This is a genomic window from Amycolatopsis sp. NPDC006131 (assembly GCF_040614175.1).
Classification (GTDB): Bacteria; Actinomycetota; Actinomycetes; order Mycobacteriales; family Pseudonocardiaceae; genus Amycolatopsis_E; species Amycolatopsis_E tucumanensis.
Map to the genome: position 1 here is coordinate 1 of NZ_JBEXTX010000079.1, position 24,284 is coordinate 24,284.

The following is a 24,284-nucleotide window of genomic DNA, read 5'->3' on the forward strand; positions in this document are numbered from 1 at the left end:
GTGGTGGGCGCGGGCGGGAGCCCTGCGGGTGGCTGCTGCTGGGCCGGGTGGTGGTGGGCGCGGGCGGGAGCCCTGCGGGTGGCTGCCGCTGGGCCGGGTGGTGGTGGGCGCGGGCGGGAGCCCTGCGGGCAGCTGCCGCCCGGCCCAGTGGGTGGCAGCGGACCCACCCGTGTGGGGGGCGTCGCGGGCGATTTTTCGGACTTGGCGCAGCGCTCTTACGGTGCTGTGGCTGGTGACGGGCTGCCGGAACCTCCGCGCCCTCAGCTGCCACCGGTCCTCTTGCGGCGCCCGGGCCGCCGGCCGCCGGGGAGGCTCCGCCGGTGCCCGGCGGCGGCCCGCGCGCGGAACCGGGGTGGTGTGACACGCCCCCATGCCACACCACCCCTCCACCCCCATGGCGGCTCTCGGCCGCCCTCCGGTGGTCTACTGCGCCGCGCGAGTCACCACGGCCGTGCCAGATCCGGTGCGCGCCCGCACGTTCAGCGGGATCTCGCCATCGGGCCGGTCCAACGCCACGTCCAGCTCGCTCGACACCTTGCCCGCGCTCGCGGTCAGGTCGACCTCCGCGGCGACACCCGGCCGGATCCCGACCCGGATGTCGCCGGAACCGGTGACCAGCTCCAGGTTCCCGCTCGCCGCCTCGGCGACCGACACGTCGCCGCTGCCGCTGCGCGCCAGCACCGAGCCGGACACGGTGCCCAGCCACACGTCGGCGGTGCCCGTGGCCAGCGTCGCCGACCCGGCCAGCGACGCCACCTCCACATCACCGCTGCCGGTGCGCAGGTGCAGCCCCGCCAGCGTCGGCCCGAGCCGGATCGCGCCGGAGCCGCTGCGCACCGTCGCCGCGCCCTCCGACCGGTCCAGCCTGATCTCGCCGGTCCCGGTGGAGACGTCCACCCGCCCGGCCGACCCGCTCACCGTCACGTTCGCCGACCCGGCCCGCACCTCCACGGTGGTGCCCGCGGGCGCGATCACCGTGACCGCGAGCGGGATGTTCCGCAGCGGCAACGCCTTCGGCGCGTGCACCGTCAGCCGGTTGCCGGTCTGCTCCAGCCGCGTCTGCTGCACCGCGTCCGCGGGCGTGCCGCTCAGTTCGGTGCCCAGCTGGTCGCCGAACCGCTCGCTCACCCAGCTCAGCAGGCTGGAGATGCCCTGCGTCCACGGCTGCTGCGCGTCGGGGTCGTGCCGGATCTCCACCGTCGCCTCGGGCTCCTCGGCGTCCAGCTTCACCTCGACCTTCCCCATCGACACCGCGATGTCCAGCTCCAGCGGCCCCGGCAGGGCGAACGTCTGCGTGCGCACGAGCTCCGGATCGGTCATGACTATCCCTTCACCCAGCCGTGCAGGTGCGACTCGGACTGCGAGCCGCTCTGCTTCTCGGCGTGCCAGGACTGCGAACCGTGCAGCGCGCCCTGCACGGCCTGTGAGATGAACGTGTTGAGCGAGACGCCCTGCGACGACGCGGCGTGCTCGGCCTGCTCCTTGAGCTTCTCCACCAGGCGCAACGTCATGCGCGAGATGTCCCCGCCCTCCACCAGCGGCGGCGGCGGTGGTGGAGGCGGCGGCCCGGGACGCTCGGCCCGGGGCCGCTCACCGGCGGAACCGGTGACCACCACCCGCACGTCCCGGCCGTCCAGGCGCACCTCGACGACGTGGTCGGGCAGCTGCGCGGTCGCCTCGGCGGCGAGGTCGGCCAGCGCGTTCATCAGCACCAGCCGGGCCGCGGGCTCCAGCGCGCCGGACAGCAGCGCCGCCGCCCGGCGGATCTGCTCGTCCCCGGCCGAGGCCGTCGCGGTGAGGTCCTCGCGGAGGCTGGTGATGTACGGGGTCAAATCCATGACACCACTATGACGTCACCTGTGGTGTCAGTCAAGGAGAAGATGACACCACGTGGTGTCGCGGCCGGGTTGTCGGACCCGGCGGTTACGCTGCCGGGGAGTCGTTGAGGGGAAGGAGCGCGACCGTGGCCGAGACCGTGTCGCCGAAGGTTCAGCTGATCGCGAAGACGGAGTTCTTCCCGCCGGAGGACGTGCCGTGGTCGACCGACGCCGACGGGGGTGAGGCGCTCGCCGAGTTCGCGGGCCGCGCCTGCTACCAGTCGTGGAAGAAGCCGAACCCGAAGACGGCCACCAACGCCGGCTACATCGACCACATCATCGAGGTCGGCCACCTGTCGGTGCTGGAGCACGGCTCGGTGAGCTTCTACATCAGCGGCGTGTCGCGCTCGCTGACCCACGAGCTGATCCGCCACCGCCACTTCTCCTACTCGCAGCTGTCGCAGCGGTACGTGCCCGAGCGCGACGCGGCGTTCGTCGAGCCGGACGTGATCGCGAACGACCCGGAGCTGCACGAGAAGTTCCTCAAGGCCGCGCAGGCGAGCGTCGACGCCTACAACGAGCTGCTCGCCGGGCTGGAGGACAAGTTCGCCGACGCGCCGAGCGCCACCCTGCGCCGCAAGCAGGCGCGCCAGGCCGCCCGGTCGGTGCTGCCCAACGCCACCGAGACCCGCATCGTGGTCACCGGCAACTACCGCGCCTGGCGGCACTTCATCGCCATGCGCGCCACCGAGCACGCCGACGTGGAGATCCGCGGCCTGGCCGTGGAATGCCTGCGGCAGCTGCAGAAGGCCGCGCCGAACGTGTTCGCCGACTTCACCATCTCCACCCTGCCCGACGGCACCGAGGTCGCCTCCAGCCCGAAGGTCCTCGAAGGGTGAAACGGCTCGCCATCGACGTCCAGCCGGGCGAGTACGCGGTCGCGCGCCTGGATCCGGGCGTTCCGGTGCCCGCCCTGGACGCGCCGGACGGGCTGGTCTCGGTCACCCGCACGCCCGCGGAGACCTCCGTGATCTGCCCGGCCGGCCTGGCCCCGGCGGGCGCCCGGGTCGAGTCCGGCTGGCGGCTGCTGACCGTGCGCGGCCCGCTGGCGTTCACCCTCACCGGGATCATCGCGGCGCTGGCCAGCGAGCTGGCGTCGGCCGGGGTCGCGTTGTTCACGCTGTCCACGTTCGACACCGACCACGTGCTGGTGAAGGAAGGCGACCTGGCGCGCGCGGTGCAGGCGCTGCGCGCGGCCGGGCACGAGGTCGCGAGCGAAGGCTGATCCGGCTGCTCGGGTGCGCGCCGGCCGGATGTGCTGGGCCTGACCGGAGCAGCGCGGCTTGGGTCTGGGCGCAGTGGCGCGGCTTGGGTTTGGGCGGAGTGGCGCGGGCTGGGTTTGGGCGGAGTGGCGCGGGCTGGGTTTGGGCGGAGTGGCGCGGGCTGGGTTTGGGCGGAGTGGCGCGCCCCGGGGCCGGCGGGAGTAGCGCGGCCCCGGTCTGGCCGGAGCAGGGCGGCTTGGGCCTGGCCGGAGTAGCGCGGCTTGGCTCTGAGCGGAGTAGCGCGGTGGATCTGCCGGGAGCAGCGCGGGCTGGGTCTGGCCGGAGTAGCGCGGCTTGGCTCTGAGCGGAGTAGCGCGGGCTGGATCTGCCGGGAGTAGCGCGGGCTGGATCTGCCGGGAGCAGCGCGGGCCGGGTCTGGCCGGAGCAGCGCGGCCGGTGCCCTTGGTGGCCCCTAGTCCAGCCGCTCGGTGACCGCGCGCATCGCGCGGCCGATCGCCTTCAGGTCGTCCCCGGAGATCACGTCCACGAAGTGCGTCCGGACTGTCCGCAGGTTGTCCGGGGCCGCGCGGCGGAGCTTGTCGTACCCGGCATCGGTCAGGCGTGCGAGCACCCCACGCCGGTCGTCGCTCGTCGGGTCGCGGCGGACCAGGCCACGTGCCTCCAAACCCTTGATGCGGTGGGAAAGCCGGCTCCGCGAGTAGTACGCCGACGCCGCGAGCTCGGCCATGCGCATCGCCCGTCCGTCCGCTTCGGACAGTCGCACGAGGAGTTCGAACTCGGCCAGCGTGAGGCCGTGCTGGTCCTGCAGGTTCCGGTCGAGCAGGTCGATGAACCGGATCGATCCCTCGATGAACGCCCGCCAGTCGCGCTGCTGGTCCGCGTCGAGCCACTCGGTCACTCGTTCACCCTAGCAGTTGACGCTTTCAACTACTCCGCGCTAGCTTGGTTGAAGACTTCAACTACATGGAGGCGACGATGAAGACGGCATGGGTGGTTCAGGCGGACGAGGTGGAGACCGTGGAGCGGCCCGCGTTGTGGCTCTTGGCCGACGCCGGCCACACCGGCGGGGCGCTGAGTGCGAACCGGCTCCACCTCGAAGCCGGCGAGCCCGGGACGAAGCCGCACTACCACGCCCGCTCCGCGGAGGCGTTCTACGTGCTCGACGGGGCGCTGCGGATGTTGATCGACACCGAGGTGGTGACCGTCGGCCGGGGCGGTTACGTCGTGGTGCCCGCGGGTGTCCGGCACGCGTTCGCCGCCGCGCCGGACCGTCCGGCGGAGGTCCTCGTGACGCTGGCGCCGGGCGTGGAGCGGTTCGGCTACTTCCGGCGGCTGCCGGAAATCCTGTGCGGCGACCTCGGCGAGGACGAGGTCGCGCGGATCCACGAACAGTACGACGTGCACTTCGTCGAGAGCGCGGACTGGGACGCGGCCTAGCCCGGGAACCAGGGGGCCCGGCGGCGGCGATCGTGTGCTCCGGGAAGTCCGGTAGCACCGCACGGTGCGCCGTCGACCGCGTGGGGGACTAACTTCCACCCCTCCGGGTAGTCAAGCGGCGACGCAGGCCACATTTCGATCCTCTGTACATCAAAGTTCGGCACACCTAAAATCAGGCTTCGGCTTCGTGGATGGAGGACGGATGGCGCTGACGGACCAGCTCGGCCCACGGCTCAAGCGGGTGCGCTCCGGCTCCCTGCTGCTCGGGCCCGCCTTCGTCGCCGCGATCGCCTACGTCGACCCGGGCAACGTCGCCTCCAACATCAGCGCCGGGGCCCAGTTCGGCTACCTGCTGGTGTGGGTGATCGTGGCCGCCAACCTGATGGCCGGGCTGGTCCAGTACCTGTCGGCGAAGCTGGGCCTGGTCACCGGCCTGTCCCTGCCGGAGAACCTGCGCGAGCGGATGCCGCGGGCTGCGCGCCTTGGTTACTGGGTGCAGGCCGAGGCGGTCGCGATCGCGACCGACCTGGCCGAGGTCGTCGGCGGCGCGATCGCCCTCTACCTGCTGTTCGACCTCCCGCTGCTGGCCGGCGGCGTGATCACCGGCGTGGTGTCGATGGTCCTGCTGCTGGTGCAGGACAAGCGTGGCCAGCGGCCGTTCGAGCGGGTCATCACCGGCCTGCTCGGCGTCATCGCGGTCGGGTTCCTGGCCAGCGTGTTCGTGGAACCGCCGTCCGCGGCGGACGCGGTGGCCGGGCTGGTCCCGCACTTCGCCGGCACCGAAAGCGTCCTGATCGCCGCCGCGATGCTCGGCGCCACCGTCATGCCGCACGCCGTCTACCTGCATTCCGGGCTCGCCCGCGACCGGCACGGCAAGGTCGAGGGCGCCCGCCGGTCGCGCCTGCTGCGGATCACCCGCTTCGATGTCGGCCTGGCGATGCTGCTGGCCGGCGCGGTGAACCTGTCGATGGTGCTGCTGGCCGCCACGAACATGCAGGGCCAGGAGGGCGTCGACTCGATCGAAGGCGCGCACGCCGCCGTCGGGGACACGCTCGGGCCTGCCGTCGCGCTGCTGTTCGCGATCGGGCTGCTGGCCTCCGGCCTGGCCTCGACGTCGGTGGGCGCCTACGCCGGCGCGATGATCATGCAGGGCCTGCTGCGCAAGAAGATCCCGCTGCTGGTGCGGCGGCTGATCACGCTGCTGCCCGCGATCGTGGTGCTCGCGATCGGCGTGGACCCCAGCCGCGCGCTGGTGGTGTCCCAGGTGGTGCTGTCCTTCGGCATCCCGTTCGCGCTGGTGCCGCTGGTGCGGCTGACCAGCGACCGCGGGCTGATGGGCACCGCCGCGAACCACCGCGTCACCACGACGCTGGCGTGGGTGATCGCCGCCGTCATCATCACCCTCAACGTGGCGCTGATCTACCTCACCTTCGCGGGCTGACACCGGAACCGTTCGGCTCCCGCGACGGTCGGACTAGCATCCCGCTGTCCCGAATAGCCGCGATGACCGGAGCCACGTTGACCGAAGAGCAGACCCAGCAGACGACGCCGCGCCCGTCCGGACCACGGGTGGTGGCCGGCCGTTACGCGCTCCTCGGCGAGCTGGGCCGGGGCGGGCACGGCGTCGTGTGGCGCGCGCAGGACCAGGTGATCGGCCGCCAGGTCGCGATCAAGGAGCTGCGCCTGCCCGACGGCGCCGAGGACACCGTCTTCACCGAACGGGTGCTGCGCGAGGTGCGCACCGCGGGCAGGCTGAACGACCCGGCCATCGTCACGGTCTTCGACGTGGTCGCCGAGGACGGGGCCACCTACATCGTGATGGAGCTGGTCGAGGCGCCCACGCTGGGCGATCTGGTGCGCCACCACGGCGCGCTGCCGCCGCAGCAGGTGGCCTCGATCGGGCAGCAGGTGCTCTCCGCGCTGCAGGCCGCGCACGAGGCCGGCATCGTGCACCGCGACGTCAAGCCCGGCAACATCATGGTCGGCGCGAACGGGCGGGTGAAGCTCACCGACTTCGGCATCGCCACCGCGATCGACGACCCGCGGCTGACCTCGAGCGGCACGATCGTGGGCTCGCCCGCGTTCATGGCGCCGGAGCGGCTCGACGGGCGGGAGGCGCTGCCCGACTCCGACCTGTGGTCGCTGGGCGCGACGCTGTTCCTGGCTGTCGAGGGCAAGTCCGCGTTCGACCGCCCGACCACCGCGGCGACCATGAACGCGATCCTCACCGAGGTGCCCTACCTGACCCGGGTCCAGGGTCCGCTGGCCTCGGCGATCATGGGCCTGCTGGTGGCCAAGCCGGAGGGCCGGATCTCCGCCGCCCAGGCCGCGCACCTGCTCGGCATCGCCGCCCAGAACACCCCGCCCGGGGGCATCGCCACCGCGGTCCACAACGGACAACCGCCGACCCGGTTCGTCCCGGCGCCGCAACGCACCGGCCGCCGCGGCCTGTGGGTCACCGCGGGCGCCGTCCTCGGCGTCGTGCTGCTGGCCGGCGGTTTCCTGGCCGGCCAGTGGTGGGCGACCGAGGCGGAGGACCCGGCGATGCTGCCGACCATGACCTACGGGACCGGCGGCGACCTGGACTTCGACGCCGGCAGCGCCTACCGCTGCTACAACGGGCGCCTGGACCCCGGCTACGCCATCGGCAGCGACAACCAGGTCGACTGCGACAAGGCGCACGAACTGGAGCTCTACGACGAGAACGACAGCCTCGGCAACGCCAGCTCCGGCGACAGCGACGCCAGCTACGTCGCCTACCCGGGCGCCGACGCCCTGCGCCGCTACGCCGAGTCGTTCTGCGCCCTGAGCTTCCATTCCACCACCATCGACGCCGACGCCCGCGCCACGCTGAGCTACCGCGCGCTCGTGCCGGCACAAGCCGAGTGGGAGGCGACGCCGGAGCAGTCCTACAACGACCCGTCCCGCAGCGTCTACTGCCTGGTGTCGAAGAAGGGCGGCGGCCAGCTCACCGAGGCGGTCGCGCTGAAGGTCCGCTGACGCGAAAGGTTACGGCGGAAGATCACCTGGTCCAGCGATTCTCCGGCCGGTGGTGGCCCTTTCCTGCGGATCATGCCGTTCTGGCAGGTCGGCACGAATATTCACAGCGTGAGGAGGTACCGTCAGAGCATGTCCAACCCACCTTCGGCAGCGCCCGGGAGGCCCTTCGGGCGCGTGCTCACCGCGATGGTCACCCCCTTCGACGCGGACGGCGCAGTCGACCTGAAGCGGGCGCAGGAGCTCGCCGAGCACCTCGTGGAGCTGGGCAACGACGGCCTGGTCGTGAACGGCACCACCGGGGAGAGCCCGACCACGACCGACGCCGAGAAGGCCGACCTGGTGCGCGCCGTGGCCGAGGCGGTCGGCGACCGCGCGACGGTGATCGCCGGCGCCGGGACCTACAACACCGCGCACAGCGTCGAACTGGTGCAGCAGGCCGAGAAGGCCGGCGCCCACGGCGTCCTGCTGGTCACGCCCTACTACTCGCGCCCGTCGCAGGCCGGTCTGTACGCGCACTTCACCACGGTCGCCGACGCGACCGGCCTGCCGGTGATGCTCTACGACATCCCGCCGCGCTCGATCGTGCCGATCGAGGTCGACACGCTGCGCCGCCTGGCCGAGCACCCGCGCATCCTGGCCGTCAAGGACGCCAAGGGCGACCTGCTGGCAGGCAGCGAGGTCATCGCCAACACCCACCTGGCCTACTACTCCGGCGACGACGCGCTGAACCTGCCGTGGCTGTCGGTGGGCGCGGCCGGCGTGGTGAGCGTGATCGGCCATGTGGTGGCCGGCCGCATCCGCGCCATGATCGAGGCCTACGAGGACGGCGACACCTCCACCGCCCGCACCAACCACCGCGGCATGCTGCCCGTCTTCCGCGCCATGTCGCGCGTCGGCGGGGTCGTGTTCTCCAAGACCGCGCTCGCGCTGCGCGGCCACCCGGTCGGCGGCCCGCGGCTGCCGATCGTGCCCGCCACCCCGGAGCAGGTCGAGGCGATCGCCACCGACCTCGCCCAGGCGGGGGTCCCCCTCGCGGAGTCCCCGTCGCCGGACTGGCACTCTTCCCGGGTGGCGCAGGCCGACTCCGCGGCGGCCTACGTCGCGCCGACCACTCACACCAGCGTTGGGACCATTCACAGGTGAACCTGGCAGGACCCGGACCGACCAACAACCCACCCGCACTGCCCGACGGCGCCCTGCGCGCGGTCGCCCTCGGCGGCATCGGCGAAGTCGGCCGGAACATGACCGTCTTCGAGTACGACGGCCGTCTCGTGATCGTCGACTGCGGGGTGCTCTTCCCCGAGGACGAGCAGCCCGGCGTCGACCTGATCCTGCCCGACTTCCGGGCGATCGAGGACCGGCTGTCCGACATCGAGGCCCTCGTGCTCACCCACGGCCACGAGGACCACATCGGCGCCGTGCCGTTCCTGCTGCGCCTGCGGCCGGACCTGCCGGTCTACGGCTCGCGGTTCACGCTCGCGCTGCTGGAGGCCAAGTGCAAGGAGCACCGGCAGCGGCCGAAGCTGATCGAGGTGACCGAGTCCGAGCGGCGCACGGTGGGCCCGTTCGAGCTGGAGTTCTTCGCGGTCAACCACTCGATCCCGGACGCGCTCGCGGTCGCGCTGCGCACCCCGGCCGGGGTGGTGCTGCACACCGGTGACATCAAGCTCGACCAGTTGCCGCTGGACAACCGCCTGACCGACCTGGCCGGGTTCTCCCGCCTCGGCGACGAGGGCGTCGACCTGCTGTGCATCGACTCGACCAACGCCGAGGTGCCCGGGTTCGTCACGCCGGAGCGGGACATCGGGCCGGTGCTCGACGATGTCATCGGGCACGTCTCCCAGCGGGTGATCGTGGCCTGCTTCGCCAGCCACGTGCACCGCGTGCAGCAGGTGCTCGACGCGGCGGTCAAGCACGGCCGCCGGGTCGCGTTCGTGGGCCGCTCGATGGTCCGCAACATGGGGATCGCCGCCGACCTCGGCCTGCTGAACATCCCCGAGGGCCTGCTGATCAACCTGGACGAGGCCGTCAACCTGCCCGAGAGCCGCGTGCTGTTCGTGTCCACCGGGTCCCAGGGCGAGCCGCTGTCGGCGCTGTCCCGGATGGCCCGCGGCGAGCACCGGCAGATCTCGATCCGGGCCGGGGACACGGTCGTGCTGGCCAGCTCCCTGATCCCGGGCAACGAGACCGCGGTGTTCGGCGTGGTCAACGGCCTGGTCCGGCTCGGCGCGAACGTGGTGCACCAGGGCAACGCGAAGGTGCACGTGTCCGGTCACGCGTCGGCGGGGGAGCTGCTGTTCCTCTACAACGCGATCCGGCCGAGCAACGTCATGCCGGTGCACGGCGAGTGGCGGCACCTGCGGGCCAACGGCGCGCTGGCGATCCGCACCGGCGTGGCGCCGGAGAACGTGGTGCTGGCCGAGAACGGCGTGGTGGTCGACCTGGTGGACGGCCGGGCGCGCGCGACCGGGCGGGTCGAGGTCGGGCACGTCTACGTGGACGGCCTGTCGGTCGGCGACGTCGGCGAGTCGACCCTGTCCGACCGGCTGGTGCTCGGCGAGGGCGGGTTCATCGCGATCAACGTCGCGGTGGACTCGACGACCGGCCGCGCGGTGAGCACCCCGACGGTGTCCGGGCGCGGGTTCTCCGACGACCCGAAAGCACTCGATGCGGTGGTTCCGCTCGTGGAGATGGAGCTGTCCCGCACCGAGATCGAGGGCATCACCGACAGCCACCGGATCGCCCAGGCCGTGCGCCGTGTGGTGGGCCGATGGGTCGCCGAGACCTACCGGCGCCGCCCGATGATCGTGCCGACCGTCATCCCGGTGACGTACGGACAGGCCGATCGGACAGCGTAGGTAATCTCCGTCACTGCCCTTAACCTGGATCTCGTCCTGGCGAGCGATCCAGCGGAGGCGGTGCGAGGTGGGCCGACATTCGTCTCCTGCCCGGCGGCGGCCGCGGCGGGTGTGGGTGGTGGCCGGTGTCCTCGTGCTGCTGGGCGGAGCCGGCTGGGTCGTCGCGGACGTGGTGCGTGACCAGGGCGGATGCGACCGGCCCGCGGTGGTGCGGGTCGCCGCGGCGCCCGGGGTCGCCCCGGCGGTCGCGCAGGTCGCCCGCCGGGTGGCGCAGACCGAGTGCGCGGCCTTCGAGGTCAACGCCGTCGACTCGGCGGCGGTCGCGCAGTCGCTGGCCCTGCCCGGCGGCGAGGTCCGCCCGGACGTGTGGATCCCGGAGTCGACGCTGCAGCTGCGGCGGGCGAAGGGGGTGGGCGCGAGCGGGATCGCGGGCGGCACCAGCATCGCCAGCTCGCCGGTGGTGTTCGCGCTGACCGAGGATGCCGCGGCCGGCCTCGGCTGGCCGGGCCGCGCGCCGGCCTGGTCGGACGTGCTCGGCGCGCCAGGCCTGGCGCTCGGCGTGCCCGATCCGGGGCGGGACCCCGCCGGCCTGTCTGCGCTGATCGGCATCCGGGCCGCGGTGCCCGCCGCCGACGCCTACGCCGCCACGCTGCGGCGGCTGTCGCCGAACGCCGTGCCCACCACCGACGAACTGTTCGCGCGGCTGGCCGACCGGACCCTCGCCGGGTTCCCGGTGTCGGAGAACGCGTTGCTGCGCTACAACGTGCGCAACGGCGTCGCGGGCACCCAGAGCGGGCTGGTCGCGACCTACCAGCCGCAGGCACCCGCGCTGGACTACCCGTTCGCCGTGCTCGGCGGCGCCGGGGAGGCGCAGCGCACGGCCGCCGGGGCGCTGTTGTCCGCGCTGCTGGGCCTGGAGGGGTCGAACGCGCTGGCCAACGCCGGGTTCCGCACCCCGGATGGCCGGTACCTGCGGGACGGCGCGGCGCAGAACGTCAGCGACCGGACCCTGCCCTCGCCGGCGGTGCCGACCGACGCCGACGTGGACGCGCTGCTCGGCCAGTGGGCGCGGATTAACTCCAGCTCGCGGGCGCGGGTGCTGATCGACGTGTCGGGGTCGATGGACGTCGAGGTGCCGGGCACCGGGCAGACCCGGATGCAGCTGACCACCGACGCGGCCGCGCGGGCGTTGTCGCTGTTCAAGCCGACGTCGGAGAGCAGCGTGTGGGAGTTCGCCACGCACCTGGACGGCGACCGCGACTACCGCGAGGTGCTGCCGATGCGGCCGGTGAGCGACCACCTGGCGTCCGGGGCGGCGGAGCGGTTGCGCGCCATCAAGGCCACGCCGGACGGGGACACCGGGCTGTACGACACGGTGCTGGCCGCGTACCGGCTGGCGTCGGCGGAGTGGCAGGCGGGGCGGCTGAACCTGGTGATCGTGCTGACCGACGGGCGCAACGACGACGCGGACGGCATCAGCCGGGACGCGCTGGTCGCGGAGCTGGCGAAGCTCGCCGACCCGGCGCGGCCGGTGGCGATCATCGGCATCGGGATCGGCCCGGACGTGGACGTGGCCGAGCTGGCGGCGATCACGACGCCCACCGGCGGCCAGACGTTCGCCGCGCCCGACCCGGCGCGGATCACCGACGTGTTCTACGGCGCGCTGGCCCGGCTCACCGGCGCCTGAACCGCCCGGATCGCCAGGCGTGGTCATGCAGGGGCGGATTCGCGCCTCGGAGGCAGGCCGCGGTTCCCCCGGAACATCGGCACCAGGTCGTCCAGGACGAAGTCCGGGCGCATGAAGCCGGCGGCCTCGGCGATGCCGGGAAGGCGCCGGTGAAGCCCCGGTTGCGCGCGTGGCGACCGGCGCCTGTTTGGCGGGGAAGCGGCGGTAGTGGGCGTCGGCCCGCGTTCACGGTGCGGGCGTGGTCGTCCAGGGCGGCGGAGCGCGGGCGAGCGAGACAGATTCGCCGCCGGTGCTCTCACTTCGGCCCAGCCGAGGGGTGCGTTCGTTAGCGTCGGCGGACGTGGAAGCAGTGGTGATCACGGAGTTCGGCGGGCCGGAGGGCCTGGCCGTGGTGGACCTTCCCGCGCCCGAGGCGGCGCCCGGGCAGGTGCTGATCGAGACCGAGGCGATCGGGGTCGGCGGCGTGGACGCGGTGATCCGCCGCGGCACGCTCGCCGCCCACGGGTTCGCGCCCGGGCACATCCCGGGCAGTGAGGTGGCCGGCACCGTGATCGCGGTCGGCGACGGGGTCGACGGGGCCTTGCTGGGCCGGCGCGTGTGGGGGTTCACCGGCACCGGCGGCGGGTACGTCGAACGGGCTGTGGTGCCGGCCGGGGAGGTGCTGCCGCTGCCCGCCGGTCTGTCCACGGTGGACGCCGTGGCGCTCGGGGGTTCGGGTGTGGTGGCGCATTTCGCCCTCGCGCGCGCCGGGTTCGCGCCGGGCGAGTCGGTGCTGGTGCGGGGTGCGGCCGGCAGCATCGGGCTGACGGCGGTCCAGCTCGCGGCGCGGGGCGGCGCCGGTGCGGTGGCGGTCACGACGTCGTCGGCCGCGCGGGGCGAGCGGCTGCGCGAGCTGGGCGCGACGCACGTGCTGGACCGCTCCGGCACCGGCGGCGCGGGGTTCGACGTGATCGTCGACGTCGTCGCGGGCCCGGACTTCCCGGAGTTCGTCGGCAAGCTCGGCGCCAACGGGCGGGCGGTCCTGGTCGGCGTGGTGGGAGGCCCGCCCGCGGACTTCGGCGCGGCGCTGATGGCCCGGTTCCGGAAGTCGTTGTCGGTGGCCACCTTCAGCGCCGACACGGTGCCCGCGGCCGAGCGGCGAACCGTCCGCGCGGCCCAGTTCGCCGCTGCGGCGCGCGGGGAGCTGCGCACGGTCGTGCACGAGGTGCTGCCGCTGGCCGAGGCCGGGCTCGCGCACCGGAAGATGGACCACGGCGAGGTGTTCGGCCGGATCGTGCTGACGCCGTCCCGCTAGCCCTCCGGGTAGAACAGGAACAGGGTGCAGCCCGTGGCGGTCGACGGCACGTGCCAGGTTCCGGCGGGGGCGTGCAGGAACGTCCCCGCCGGGTAGTCGCGCGCGCCGTCGTGGAACGTGCCCGCCACGACGTAGACCTCCTCGGGGCCGGGTTCGTGCACGTCGCGGTGCGGCCAGGACGCGCCGGGGTCCATCTCCAGCAGGTCGGCGTGGGCCCCGTCCGGGCCGGTCCACAACGGACGGTGGCGGACGCCGGGGAACAGTTCGCGGACCGGGGCTTCGTCGACGGAGACCGAGGTGTAGCCCTCCTGGGCGAGGATTTCGTGCATGGCCCCAGGATGCGGGCGCGGACCGGGCCGGGACAGTGCCCGCGAGGACACCGTGGGGTACTTTTCTGCCATGCATCGCGTGGTCGCCCTGGTGCAGCCGGTGCAGTCGACGTTCGAGCTCGGCTGCGCCATGGAGGTCTTCGGCACGGTGCGGGACGGCGTGCCGCGGTACTACGAGTTCGACGTGTGCACGGAGGAGCCGGGAACCGTGCCCACCACCGCGGGGTACGCCTTGGCGGTGCCGCGTGGCCTGTCCGCGCTCGACGACGCGGACACGGTGATCATCCCGGGCTGGGCGCCGGTGGAGGCGCCCCTGTCCCCGCGCGTGCGCGAGGCGTTGCTGCGCGCCCACGCCCGTGGGGCGCGGCTCGTCACGATCTGCTCCGGCGTGTTCGCCCTGGCGCGCACCGGGTTGCTCGACGGCCGCTCGGCCACCACCCACTGGGAGCGCGCCGAGCAGTTGCGGCGCGAGTTCCCGGCGGTGCGCGTGGAGCCGGACAAGCTCTACGTGGACCACGGCGATGTCGCGACGAGCGCCGGCGCGGGGGCGGGGATCGAGCTGTGCCTGCACCTCGTCCGGCGGGACCACGGCGCCGCGCACGCCGCCCTCCTCGCGCGGCACATGGTGATGCCGCCGCACCGGGACGGCGGTCAGGTCCGGATCACGCCGCCGGCCCGGGACGAGCTGGACGACCTGCTCGACTGGGCAGGCGAGCGGCTCGGAACACCGTTGTCGGTGGCCGACCTGGCCGCGCGGCTCAACGTCTCACCCCGCACGCTGGCGAGGCGCTTCCAGGACCGGTTCGGCACGAGCCCGGGCGCGTGGCTGCTGTCCCGCCGCGTGGCGGAGGCGCGCAGGCTGCTGGAGGACACCGATCTGCCGGTGGACGCGATCGCGGCGCGCGTGGGGCTCGCCTCGGCGGTCAACCTGCGCCGCCGGTTCCGGGACCAGGTGGGCACGACTCCGGGCGCGTACCGGCGGGCATTCCGGGCTCCGGAACCTGCGCGCGCGGCGAGTTGAGCTGCACGATCAGCGCGCCGCCGAGCAGGACGACCGCGCCGGCCAGCTGGGGCCAGGCCAGCGTTTCGTGCAGCAGCGCCCACGCGGTGGCGGTGGCGATGACCGGTTCGAGCAGGCCGATGACGCTCGCGACGGCGGCCGGGAGGTGGCGCAGCGCGGTGAGGCCGATGGCGTAGGCCAGGACGGTCGAGAACAACGCGACGGCCACCAGCAGCAGCCACACCGGCGGGTGCCACGGGCCGAACTCGGCGGGAGCGGTGAGGACCGCGGCGGGCATCGTCCACGGCGGGGCGACCGCGCACACCGCCACCGCGCCGATGATCATGCCCCAGGTCACCATGCCCATCGGGTGGCGGGTGGTGACGCCGTGCTCGCCGAGCAGGAAGTACGCCGCCGAGCACACCGCCGCGCCGAGCCCGGCGAGCAGGCCGACCGCGTCGAGGCTGAGCCCCTGCCACACCTGCGCCACGCCCGCCAGCCCGGCCATCGCCAGCGCGATCCCGGCCCACATGCGCCCGGGCAGCCGCACGCCGCGGACGAACCGCGTCCACAGCGCGATCAGCACCGGCGAGGTGAACTCGAGCAGGATCGCGATGCCGACGGGCAGCCGTCCGGCGGCGACGAAGTAGCACAGCTGCACGCCCGCGACGCCGAGCAGGCCGTAGCCGAGCAGCAGCGGCCACTCGGCGCGGCGGACGCGCAGCAGCGACGGCTTCACCACGGCCACCACGGCGGCCAGGACCAGCGCCGCGAGCCCGATCCGCGCCGCGGCGACCTGCTCGGCGGACAGGCCGGCGAGCATCGCGGGTTTCGCGATCGTGCCGGAGCTGCCGAAACAGACCGAGGAGACGAGGATCAGCGTCGTGCCGCGCCCGCGGTGCGGGACGAACGCACGCGGCGGTGCGGGAGCTTCGGTGACCACTCCGCCCACCCTAAGCGGCCGACCGGTACGGCGGTACCGGAATTCCGTCACTCCTCGCATAACCGGTCAAACTCGCGCGCCGGTTACTCCGGGGGCGGGGTGGGTTGCGGCTGCCCCGCGCCGCTCAGGCGCCGCCGCGGCCGACGCGCACGTAACCCGCGATGGTCGCGAGCCGGTGGCCCTGGATGCGCAGCGCTTCGAGCGACTCCTTGTCCGGCTCGGCCGACTTGCGCGACACGAACGAACCGCCGTAGGGGTTCCCGGACTCCAGCAGGTGCGGCTGCCCGTAGCCGAGCGGCAGCACGATCGCGCCCCAGTGGTAGAAGATGTTGTTCATCGCCAGCACGGTCGCCTCCAGCCCGCCGTGCGCGGTGGACGCCGTGGTGAACGACGTCGCGACCTTGTCCACCAGCTTTCCCTTGGCCCACAGGCCGCCCGTGGTGTCCAGAAAGGACTTGAGCTGGCTCGCCGGCCCGCCGAACCGGGTCGGGCTGCCGATCGCGAGCCCGTCGGCCCACTCCAGGTCGGCGAGCGTGGCGAGTTCGTCGTGCGGCCCCGCGTCGACCCACGCCTGCCAGCGCGGGTTCGTCGCGATGGCCTCGGGCGGGGCGGTCTCGGCGACCGTGCGGACGCGGACCTCCGCCCCGGCGTCGGCGGCCCCGCCGGCCAGTGCGGCGGCCAGCTTCGCGGTGTTGCCGGTGGCGCTGTAGTACACGACGAGGATCCGGGTGGTCACGATGATCAGCCTACCGGTATCGAATCGCGCGTTCCGACATGTGAGACCTCGTGCGGCGCTGCGCCGGGAAACCCTAGCGTCCCAGGGCATGACGACGACGGTCCCCGCCGCGCCGCGCACCACGCCACGGAGCGCCGCGGTCGGCAGCATGATCGGCACGACCATCGAGTGGTACGACTTCTACCTCTACGCCACCGCGACCGCGCTGGTGTTCAAGCCGCTGTTCTTCCCCAACGTCTCCTCGACCGCGGGCACGCTCGCGGCCTTCGGCACCTACGCGGTCGGCTTCGGCGCGCGGCCGCTGGGGGCGGTGATCTCGGGCCACCTCGGTGACCGGGTCGGCCGCAAGGCGGTGCTGGTCGGCGCGCTGCTGCTGATGGGGATCGCCACCACGGCGATCGGGGTGCTGCCCACGTACGCGCAGGCCGGGATCCTCGCCCCGGCGCTGCTGGTGGTGCTGAGGCTGTTGCAGGGGCTGGCGGTCGGCGCCGAGTGGGGCGGCGCGGCGCTGCTGTCGGTCGAGCACGCCACACCCGGGCGGCGCGGGTTGTTCGGCAGCTTCACGCAACTCGGGTCGTCGGCCGGGATGCTGCTGGCCACCGGCGTCTTCTACCTCGTGCGCACGATCTCCGGGGATGCCGCGTTCCTGTCCTGGGCGTGGCGGGTGCCGTTCCTGCTCAGCTTCGTGCTGGTCGTCGTCGGTCTGGTGATCCGGCTCCGGCTGACCGACGCGCCGGTGTTCGAGCGGCTCAAGGCGAGCGGGGAGACCGCCCGGCTGCCGGTCGTCGAGGTGCTGCGGACGCAGCCGCGCAACGTCGTGCTGACCACCGGGCTGCGGTTGTCGCAGATCGCGTTGTTCGTGCTGCTGACCACCTACTCACTGACCTACCTCCAGAACACGTTCGGCAAGGACAGCTCCGTGGGGCTCGTCGCGGTGATGGTCGCCTCCGCGATCGGCCTGGTCAGCACCCCGCTGTGGGGTCACCTGTCCGACCGGTTCGGGCGGCGCCCGCCGTACCTGTTCGGCTCGCTCGCCGGGATCGTGGCGCTGGTGCTGTTCTTCCTCGCGGCCGACTCCGGGTCCGCGGTGGCGGTGGTGCTGGCGATCGTGTTCGGCGTCAACGTGGTGCACGACGCGATGTACGGGCCGCAGGCGGCGTGGTTCGGCGAGCTGTTCGACACGCGCGTGCGCTACAGCGGCGCGTCGCTGGGGTACCAGATCGGCGCGGTGCTCTCCGGTGGGTTCGCGCCGCTGATCGCCGCCGCGCTGCTGGTGGCCGGGGACGGGCGGCCGTGGCTGATCGTCGCCTACTTCGCCGGGCTGGCGGTGCTGACGTTCGTGTCCGCGTGGTTCGCGCGGGAGACCAACTCCGAGGGGCTGGCATGAGCCGCATCTACCTGAACGCCTTCGACATGAACTGCGCCGGGCACCAGTCGGCCGGGCTGTGGAAGCACCCCGCCGACGAGGGGCACCGCTACACCGACCTGTCCTTCTGGCTGGACCTGGCGCGCACGCTGGAAGACGGCGGGTTCGACGCGCTGTTCCTCGCCGACGTGCTGGGTGTGTACGACGTCTACGGCGGGTCGAAGGACGCCGCGGTCGCCGACGCCGCGCAGATCCCGGTCAACGAGCCGACGGTGCTGCTGCCCGCGCTGGCCGCGGTGACCTCGCACCTCGGGTTCGGGGTCACCGTGTCGACGACCTATGAGCAGCCGTACTCGCTGGCCCGTCGGCTGTCCACACTGGACCACCTGACGCGGGGCCGGGTCGCGTGGAACATCGTGACGTCCTATCTGGACAGTGCGGCGCGGAACCTCGGCCTGGACGCTCAGGTGCCGCACGACGAGCGGTACGAGATCGCGGAGGAGTACCTCGAGGTCTGCTACAAGCTGTGGGAGGGCTCGTGGGAGGACGGCGCCGTCGTGCGGTCCGGCGGGGTGTACGCGGATCCGGCGAAGGTGCACGACATCGGGCACAAGGGCAAGTACTTCGCGGTGCCGGGGCCGCACCTGTCGGAGCCGTCGCCGCAGCGGACGCCGGTGCTGTTCCAGGCGGGCGCGTCGCCGCGGGGCGTGCGGTTCGCGGCGCGGCACGCGGAGGCGGTGTTCGTGTCCGGGCCGTCGCCGCGGGTGGTGCGCCGCTCGGTGGACGCGATCCGCGCCGGGGTGGCCGAGCAGGGCCGGGACCCGCGGGCGGTGAAGATCTTCACGATGCTGACGCCGGTGGTCGGTGAGACGTCGGAGGAGGCGGAGCAGAAGCTGCGCGAGTACCAGTCGCTGGTGTCCGTGCCGGGGGCGTTCGCGTTGTTCGGCGGCTGGACGGGCGTCGACCTGGCCGAACTCCCGGTGGACGAGCCGTTGACCTACCGCGACGGCGACGCGAACCGGTCGGCGCTGGCGGCGTTCACGACGGCCGAGCGGGCGTGGACGCCACGCGAGCTGGCCGGTTTCATCGGGCTCGGCGGGCGGGGCCCGGTCGTGACGGGGTCCGGCCCGGAGGTCGCGGACGAGCTGGAGAGGTGGGCCGAGGAGGCCGACGTGGACGGCTTCAACCTGGCGTACGTGACGACGCCGGGCACGTTCGTGGACTTCGCGCGCTGGGTGGTGCCGGAGCTGCGCCGCCGGGGCCGGGTGCCGGTGAAGCCGGAGGGTGGCACGCTGCGGGAGCGGCTCGGCGGTGCGGGGCCGCGCCTGGCGGCCGACCACCCTGGCGCGGCTTACCGGCGGTGAGGTCCGCTGCTGGCGCCGGGCAGTGATGGAGCGCCACCACGCGGGGTGGCGTGTCGTCGTTGAGGTCGGTTGCTCGCGCCGGGCAGTGATCACCCACCGGAGCGCCACCACTCGGATCGGCCGGCTCGCCGCCGGGAGCTGCTGCGGTGGCGTGGGGTCGCGCCTTGCGGGGCCACCCGCTGCCGCTGCAGCCAAAACCCCGGGCGCGGCTCACCGCCACTGAGGCGGGGGCCGCCCCTCGGAGGGGCGCTGCGCCCGCACCCCGGCGTGGCTGACCGTCCGCCCACCCGGGCGCGGCTGACCGTCCGCCCACCCGGGCGCGGCTGACCGTCCGCCCACCCGGGCGCGGCTGACCACCACCCACCCGGGCGTCGCGAACCCCCGAGGGCCCTTCACGCCGGGGCGTCTCCAGTCAGCCGTGTGTGCTCGCCCAGCTCGAGCTCGATGAAGGCGCCGATCATGGCGCGCCACACCGCCTCGGCGACCTCGGGGGCCAGCCCCGCGGCGGCCGCCCGTTCCCGCGCCGCCGCGACCACCTGCTCCACCCGGTCGGGCGCGCGAACAGCCTGCGCGTCGGCCTTGAACGCGGCCGCCGCGCGGACCAGGGACTGGCGGGTGGCCAGCAGGCCGGCCAGCTCGGCGTCGAGGGCGTCGATCCGGGCGCGGACCTCCGCCAGCGACTTCGGGGCGTCCGTCACCGGGGACGCCACGGGCTGACGGTGTCCGTGGGGCGCGTCGGGTCGTGGAACTTCGGCTTGTCGGGCTCGTCGCGGCGCAACGGGACCAGGCCGGCCGTGATGGCGCGCATGATCTTCGCGTGCGCGCGCACCCCGGCGCCCGGCCGCTCCGGCTCGACGTCGCTCAGGTCCACCGGCTCGCCGAAGTGCACGCGGTATGTCGGCCGCCGCAGCGGCGCGGTCAGGCCGGACCGGGCCAGCGGCAGCAGGTCCGCGGGACCCGTCACCTTCTCCGTGCCCCAGTACACGGCCTCGTGCGCGCCCCACTGGCTGATCGGCACCACCGGCACCCCGGCGGCGATCGCGAGCCGCGCGGCGCCCGTCTTGCCGCGCTCCGGCCACAGGCCCGGGTCGTGGCTGATCCGGCCCTCCGGGTAGACGATGATCGGGCTCGGCGTCGTCCGCATCTCCTCCACGGCCTGCTTGAACTGCTCCAGCGCGCTCGCCTTGCCGCGGTCGATGCGCATGTGCCCGCTGACCTTCAGCGCGGGCCCGATCACCGGCGCGTCCAGGATCCCGCCCGCCAGCATGAACCGCGGCGCGATGCCGATCTTCCGGCACGCGGCGATCAGCACGAACGGGTCGAACACGCCGATGTGGTTGGCCGCCATCAGGAACGGCCGTCCCCGCAGCTCGGGCGCGATCCGGCCGGTGATCCGCAGCCGGCCGGTCAGCGCGACGAGCCCCTGGTCCACCCGGGTCATGGTCCGCCAGACCGCCGGTGGCCTGCGGCGTGTCTGCCCGGTGTCGTCGGAGTGCAGCGCGAACATGGTCGTCAGCATGGCAGATCACCGAAATGGCGGATCAAGGTCCGGCGGTGAAGGCGAAGTTCCCGCTGTGCCGAGTGTGGCACCTGGGGTTGGTGGGGCCAGGCGGTTACCGTAGAGGCATGGCTAGCGGGGCGGCGACGAGGAGCAGCGGCACGAAACGGACCGGCGGCAAGGGCAGCACCGCGCGCAGGAGCACGCGCGGCGCGGCCAAGTCGCGGCCCGCGGCCTCGCGCGCCCGCAAGCCCGCCCCGAAGAAGAAGGCCGGGACGTTCAGCAAGGCCGTCCGCGGCGGCTGGAACCTGCTGGCCAAGGGCCTCGGCAGCCTGGTGCGCACCGTCGGCCGCGGCCGGGAGCTGGAGCCCGAGCACCGCCGCGACGGGCTCGCCCTCGGCCTGATCGCGCTGGCCCTGATCGTCGCCGCCGGCGTGTGGTGGCGCGCGGCGGGGCCGGTCGGCGGCTACGTCGAGCTGGCCACCCGCACGGTCTTCGGCGCCGGCGCGGTCACCCTGCCGCTGGCGCTGGTGGTCTCCGCCGTGGTCCTGATGCGCACCGAGCCGCAACCGGAGGTCCGCCCGCGCATGGTGATCGGCACCATGCTGGGCGTGCTGGCGCTGCTGGGGCTGCTGCACCTGTTCAACGGCCGCCCGCACGACGCCGAGAACCAGCGCTACGCGGGCGGGATCCTCGGGTTCCTGTCCGGCGACCTGCTCGCCCAGGGCGTGACGGCCTGGGTCGCGGTGCCGCTGCTGTTCCTCGCGCTCGCGTTCGGCCTGCTCGTGTTCACCGCCACCCGCATCCGCGACATCCCGCACCTGGTGCGCACCTGGGGACTGGACCCGGAGGAGCTGGCCGAGGAGGAGGCGCAGCGCGAGGCCCGCGCCGAACGCCGCGACGAGGTCACCGAGGCCGACCCGAAGGCCGTGCGGCTGCGCAAGCCGTCCCGCCGCCGCCAGGCGAGCGGCGCCGACCCCGAGCAGCTGGACATCGACTCCGCGCTGGCCGAGCCGCCCACCCCGGCGCGCCCGCCGAAGCCGGTGCCCGCCGCGGTGCCGGAGAAGAAGCCGAAGAAGCCGGAACCGGTCATGGCGGTCACCCGGACCGTCGAGGGCGACTACGAGCTGCCGCCCGCCGACCTGCTGCAGCTGGGCGACGCGCCGAAGACCCGCAGCAAGGCCAACGACGCCATGATCGAGGCGATCACCGGCGTGCTGGAGCAGTTCAACGTCGACGCGCAGGTCACCGGCTTCACCCGCGGCCCGACGGTCACGCGCTACGAGGTCGAGCTCGGCCCGGGCGTGAAGGTCGAGAAGATCACCGCGCTGACCAAGAACATCGCGTACGCGGTGGCCACGGACAACGTCCGCCTGCTCGCGCCGATCCCCGGCAAGTCGGCGGTCGGCATCGAGGTGCCCAACTCCGACCGCGAGATGGTGCGCCTCGGCGACGTGCTGCGCTCGTCCACGGCGGGCAAGGACACCCACCCGATGGTCATCGGGCTCGGCAAGGATATCGAGGGCCACTTCGTCACCGCGAACCTGACGAAGATGCCGCACCTGCTGGTCGCCGGTTCCACCGGTTCCGGTAAGTCGAGCTTCGTCAACTCGATGCTGGTGTCGCTGCTGGCGCGGGCGACGCCCGAAGAGGTGCGGATGATCCTGATCGACCCGAAGATGGTCGAGCTGACGCCGTACGAGGGCATCCCGCACCTGATCACGCCCATCATCACCCAGCCGAAGAAGGCCGCCGCCGCGCTGGCCTGGCTGGTGGAGGAGATGGAGCAGCGCTACCAGGACATGCAGGCCAACCGGGTCCGGCACATCGACGACTTCAACCGCAAAGTCAAGTCGGGGGAGATCACCGCGCCGCCGGGCAGCGAGCGCGTGTACCGGCCGTACCCGTACATCATGGCGATCGTCGACGAGCTGGCCGACCTGATGATGACCGCGCCACGCGACGTCGAGGACGCGATCGTCCGGATCACGCAGAAGGCCCGTGCCGCCGGGATCCACCTGGTGCTGGCGACGCAGCGCCCGTCGGTCGACGTCGTCACCGGCCTGATCAAGACCAACGTGCCGTCACGGCTGGCGTTCGCCACGTCGTCGCTGACCGACTCGCGCGTCATCCTGGACCAGCCGGGCGCGGAGAAGCTGATCGGCATGGGCGACGGCCTGTACCTGCCGATGGGCGCAGGCAAGCCGGTCCGCATCCAGGGCGCCTACGTCGGCGACGACGAGATCGCCTCGATCGTCAACTTCACGAAGGAGCAGGCGCAGCCGGAGTACCAGGAGGGCGTCACCGCCGCGAAGGCCGGGGAGAAGAAGGAGATCGACCCGGACATCGGCGACGACCTCGACGTCCTGCTGCAGGCGGCCGAGCTGATCATCACCTCGCAGTTCGGGTCGACGTCGATGCTGCAGCGCAAGCTGCGGGTCGGCTTCGCCAAGGCCGGGCGGCTGATGGACCTGCTGGAGACGCGCGGCGTGGTGGGCCCGTCGGAGGGCTCGAAGGCCCGCGACGTGCTCGTCAAGCCGGAGGACCTGGAGGGCACGCTGATGCTCATCCGCGGCGGCTCGATGCCCGACGACGACGGCGAAGCGGACTAGGAGCCGCCGAATTTCCGGACGGCCTGGTAGTAGGTCCACGCCGTGCCGTTGCAGCGCCAGTCGCCGTGGCAGATGGTCTTCAGGTCGCCGTAGAAGTTGTCGTCGATCTTCTTCCGGTTGGCGCTGGTGAACCGGTCCTGCCGCTTGTAGTTGCGGTAGCCGAAGTCGTGCCGGTGGCAGGCGGGGGAGAAGTCGAACCCGAGCGGCTTGTCCGGCGACCACGAACACGTGTCCGACGACCAGTCCAGCTTCGCCGCGTACGGCCGGTCCGCGCGGATCTGCTCGAACCGGCTCAGCGACGTGCCGAACAGGTACGTGTCGGTCACCGACCGGACGTCGACCGCCTGCGCGGTGCCCGCGCCGGCGACGAGTGCGGTGGCCAGAGCGGCCGTGGACAGCAGACGACGGGCGGCGGCGCGCATCCGGGACTCCTCGCTGATCAACAGACGACCATGATCAGCTTCCGGCCGCCGGGTGACGGCCGCCAGCCCCGAAAGGTGGATACCGGGCGAACTTCACCCGGCGGGCGCAACCGCTACAACTCCAGGAGCATCCGTGTGTTGCCGAGCGTGTTCGGCTTCGCGTAGGGGAGTTCGAGGAACTCGGCCACGCCCGGGTCCACCGAGCGGCGCATCTCCTCGTACACCGAGCTCGGCACCGGTGTGCCGTCGATCTCGGTGAACCCGTGCCGCGCGAAGAAGCTCGTCTCGAAGGTCAGCACGAAGATCCGGCGCAGCCCCAGTTCCCGCGCCAGCGAGATCAGCTGCGCGACCAGCCGGTGCCCGATGCCCTGCCCGCGCATCCGCTTGTCGACCGCGACCGTGCGGATCTCCGCCAGGTCCTCCCACAGCACGTGCAGCGCGCCGCAGCCGACGATGTCACCGTTCTCGCCGCCGATGTCCGCGACCCAGAACTCCTGCATGTCCTCGTACAGGGTGACGAGCTCCTTCTCGAGCAACACCCGCCCCGCGTCCGCGTCCACCAACGCCTTGATCTTGCGGACATCCGAGATCCGGGCCCGCCGGATCTCGACGGTAGGGGAAGGATCACCGTGCACCGA

General features: G+C 73.0%; 23 protein-coding genes. 13 read left to right on the forward strand and 10 right to left on the reverse strand.

The annotated features are described in order from the left end of the window. Positions 1-423: 423 nt before the first annotated feature. Both ABZ215_RS30915 and ABZ215_RS30920 read right to left on the reverse strand, forming a co-directional pair. Positions 424-1,320: a DUF4097 family beta strand repeat-containing protein gene (locus ABZ215_RS30915; RefSeq protein ID WP_354953623.1), complete on the reverse strand. Its 897-nt coding sequence runs from the start codon at positions 1,318-1,320 to the stop codon at positions 424-426. Positions 1,321-1,322: 2 nt separating this feature from the next. Next, positions 1,323-1,838, reverse strand: coding sequence for a toxin-antitoxin system HicB family antitoxin (locus tag ABZ215_RS30920; protein ID WP_020422084.1), 516 nt, complete (start codon positions 1,836-1,838; stop codon positions 1,323-1,325). 125 nt (positions 1,839-1,963) lie between these two features. Here ABZ215_RS30920 and thyX point away from each other — a divergent pair, with 125 nt between their 5' ends. Further along, positions 1,964-2,716, forward strand: coding sequence for an FAD-dependent thymidylate synthase (gene thyX / locus ABZ215_RS30925; protein ID WP_017981786.1), 753 nt, complete (start codon positions 1,964-1,966; stop codon positions 2,714-2,716). Further along, positions 2,713-3,102, forward strand: coding sequence for an ACT domain-containing protein (locus ABZ215_RS30930; RefSeq protein ID WP_354953625.1), 390 nt, complete (start codon positions 2,713-2,715; stop codon positions 3,100-3,102). The genes thyX and ABZ215_RS30930 overlap by 4 nt, the downstream gene beginning before the upstream one ends. Positions 3,103-3,551: 449 nt before the next feature. Here the strand turns inward: ABZ215_RS30930 and ABZ215_RS30935 are convergent, their stop codons facing one another. Next, on the reverse strand, positions 3,552-3,998 hold the full coding sequence (locus ABZ215_RS30935; RefSeq protein ID WP_354953627.1) for a MarR family transcriptional regulator: 447 nt from the start codon (positions 3,996-3,998) through the stop codon (positions 3,552-3,554). Between the two features lie 77 nt (positions 3,999-4,075). Between ABZ215_RS30935 and ABZ215_RS30940 the strand changes: the two genes are divergently transcribed. The 7 genes from ABZ215_RS30940 (at position 4,076) to ABZ215_RS30970 (ending at position 13,376) form a co-directional block, all read left to right on the forward strand. Continuing rightward, positions 4,076-4,537, forward strand: coding sequence for a cupin domain-containing protein (locus tag ABZ215_RS30940; protein ID WP_354953629.1), 462 nt, complete (start codon positions 4,076-4,078; stop codon positions 4,535-4,537). A 202-nt stretch (positions 4,538-4,739) separates the two neighbouring features. Continuing rightward, the gene (locus tag ABZ215_RS30945; RefSeq protein WP_354953631.1) at positions 4,740-5,978 is read left to right on the forward strand and encodes an Nramp family divalent metal transporter; all 1,239 of its coding nucleotides are present in this window, start codon (positions 4,740-4,742) and stop codon (positions 5,976-5,978) included. A 62-nt stretch (positions 5,979-6,040) separates the two neighbouring features. Next, entirely contained in the window at positions 6,041-7,537 is a 1,497-nt protein-coding gene (locus ABZ215_RS30950; protein ID WP_354953633.1) for a serine/threonine-protein kinase, read from the forward strand. A 129-nt stretch (positions 7,538-7,666) separates the two neighbouring features. Beyond that, on the forward strand, positions 7,667-8,680 hold the full coding sequence (dapA, locus tag ABZ215_RS30955) for a 4-hydroxy-tetrahydrodipicolinate synthase (RefSeq protein ID WP_037322538.1): 1,014 nt from the start codon (positions 7,667-7,669) through the stop codon (positions 8,678-8,680). Continuing rightward, a complete protein-coding gene (locus ABZ215_RS30960; RefSeq protein ID WP_354953635.1) occupies positions 8,677-10,395 on the forward strand; it encodes a ribonuclease J in 1,719 nt (572 codons plus the stop codon). The genes dapA and ABZ215_RS30960 overlap by 4 nt, the downstream gene beginning before the upstream one ends. Positions 10,396-10,513: 118 nt before the next feature. Next, entirely contained in the window at positions 10,514-12,082 is a 1,569-nt protein-coding gene (locus tag ABZ215_RS30965; protein ID WP_354953637.1) for a substrate-binding domain-containing protein, read from the forward strand. A 340-nt stretch (positions 12,083-12,422) separates the two neighbouring features. Beyond that, positions 12,423-13,376 (forward strand): zinc-binding dehydrogenase, encoded by a 954-nt coding sequence (locus tag ABZ215_RS30970; RefSeq protein WP_354953639.1) that lies wholly within the window; start codon positions 12,423-12,425, stop codon positions 13,374-13,376. On the opposite strand, the gene ABZ215_RS30975 is transcribed toward ABZ215_RS30970, so the two are convergent. Next, entirely contained in the window at positions 13,373-13,705 is a 333-nt protein-coding gene (locus ABZ215_RS30975) for a cupin domain-containing protein (RefSeq protein ID WP_354953641.1), read from the reverse strand. The genes ABZ215_RS30970 and ABZ215_RS30975 overlap by 4 nt on opposite strands. Positions 13,706-13,775: 70 nt before the next feature. Between ABZ215_RS30975 and ABZ215_RS30980 the strand changes: the two genes are divergently transcribed. After that, positions 13,776-14,726: a helix-turn-helix domain-containing protein gene (locus ABZ215_RS30980; RefSeq protein WP_354953643.1), complete on the forward strand. Its 951-nt coding sequence runs from the start codon at positions 13,776-13,778 to the stop codon at positions 14,724-14,726. On the opposite strand, the gene ABZ215_RS30985 is transcribed toward ABZ215_RS30980, so the two are convergent. Together ABZ215_RS30985 and wrbA are read right to left on the reverse strand one after the other, a co-directional pair. Next, positions 14,629-15,648 carry an EamA family transporter gene (locus ABZ215_RS30985; protein ID WP_354953645.1) on the reverse strand — a complete coding sequence of 340 codons (1,020 nt, stop codon included), beginning with the start codon at positions 15,646-15,648 and terminating at the stop codon, positions 14,629-14,631. The genes ABZ215_RS30980 and ABZ215_RS30985 overlap by 98 nt on opposite strands. A gap of 124 nt (positions 15,649-15,772) precedes the next feature. Continuing rightward, positions 15,773-16,384, reverse strand: coding sequence for an NAD(P)H:quinone oxidoreductase (wrbA, locus tag ABZ215_RS30990; protein ID WP_354953647.1), 612 nt, complete (start codon positions 16,382-16,384; stop codon positions 15,773-15,775). Positions 16,385-16,472: 88 nt separating this feature from the next. Between wrbA and ABZ215_RS30995 the strand changes: the two genes are divergently transcribed. Both ABZ215_RS30995 and ABZ215_RS31000 read left to right on the forward strand, forming a co-directional pair. After that, the gene (locus tag ABZ215_RS30995) at positions 16,473-17,771 is read left to right on the forward strand and encodes an MFS transporter (RefSeq protein ID WP_354953649.1); all 1,299 of its coding nucleotides are present in this window, start codon (positions 16,473-16,475) and stop codon (positions 17,769-17,771) included. Continuing rightward, the gene (locus ABZ215_RS31000; RefSeq protein WP_354953651.1) at positions 17,768-19,114 is read left to right on the forward strand and encodes an LLM class flavin-dependent oxidoreductase; all 1,347 of its coding nucleotides are present in this window, start codon (positions 17,768-17,770) and stop codon (positions 19,112-19,114) included. Before ABZ215_RS30995 ends, ABZ215_RS31000 begins: the two co-directional genes overlap by 4 nt. Positions 19,115-19,506: 392 nt before the next feature. Here ABZ215_RS31000 and ABZ215_RS31005 read toward each other — a convergent pair whose 3' ends face one another. Beyond that, a complete protein-coding gene (locus ABZ215_RS31005) occupies positions 19,507-19,824 on the reverse strand; it encodes a chorismate mutase (RefSeq protein ID WP_354953653.1) in 318 nt (105 codons plus the stop codon). After that, on the reverse strand, positions 19,809-20,633 hold the full coding sequence (locus ABZ215_RS31010) for a lysophospholipid acyltransferase family protein (protein WP_354953655.1): 825 nt from the start codon (positions 20,631-20,633) through the stop codon (positions 19,809-19,811). Before ABZ215_RS31010 ends, ABZ215_RS31005 begins: the two co-directional genes overlap by 16 nt. Positions 20,634-20,740: 107 nt before the next feature. Between ABZ215_RS31010 and ABZ215_RS31015 the strand changes: the two genes are divergently transcribed. Beyond that, complete coding sequence (locus tag ABZ215_RS31015; RefSeq protein ID WP_354953657.1) at positions 20,741-23,224, forward strand: DNA translocase FtsK; 2,484 nt, start codon at positions 20,741-20,743, stop codon at positions 23,222-23,224. Here the strand turns inward: ABZ215_RS31015 and ABZ215_RS31020 are convergent. Together ABZ215_RS31020 and ABZ215_RS31025 are read right to left on the reverse strand one after the other, a co-directional pair. Continuing rightward, a complete protein-coding gene (locus tag ABZ215_RS31020; RefSeq protein ID WP_354953675.1) occupies positions 23,221-23,646 on the reverse strand; it encodes a phospholipase in 426 nt (141 codons plus the stop codon). The genes ABZ215_RS31015 and ABZ215_RS31020 overlap by 4 nt on opposite strands. 113 nt (positions 23,647-23,759) lie before the next feature. Beyond that, positions 23,760-24,281, reverse strand: coding sequence for an amino-acid N-acetyltransferase (locus ABZ215_RS31025; RefSeq protein ID WP_020422104.1), 522 nt, complete (start codon positions 24,279-24,281; stop codon positions 23,760-23,762). Positions 24,282-24,284: the final 3 nt, after the last annotated feature.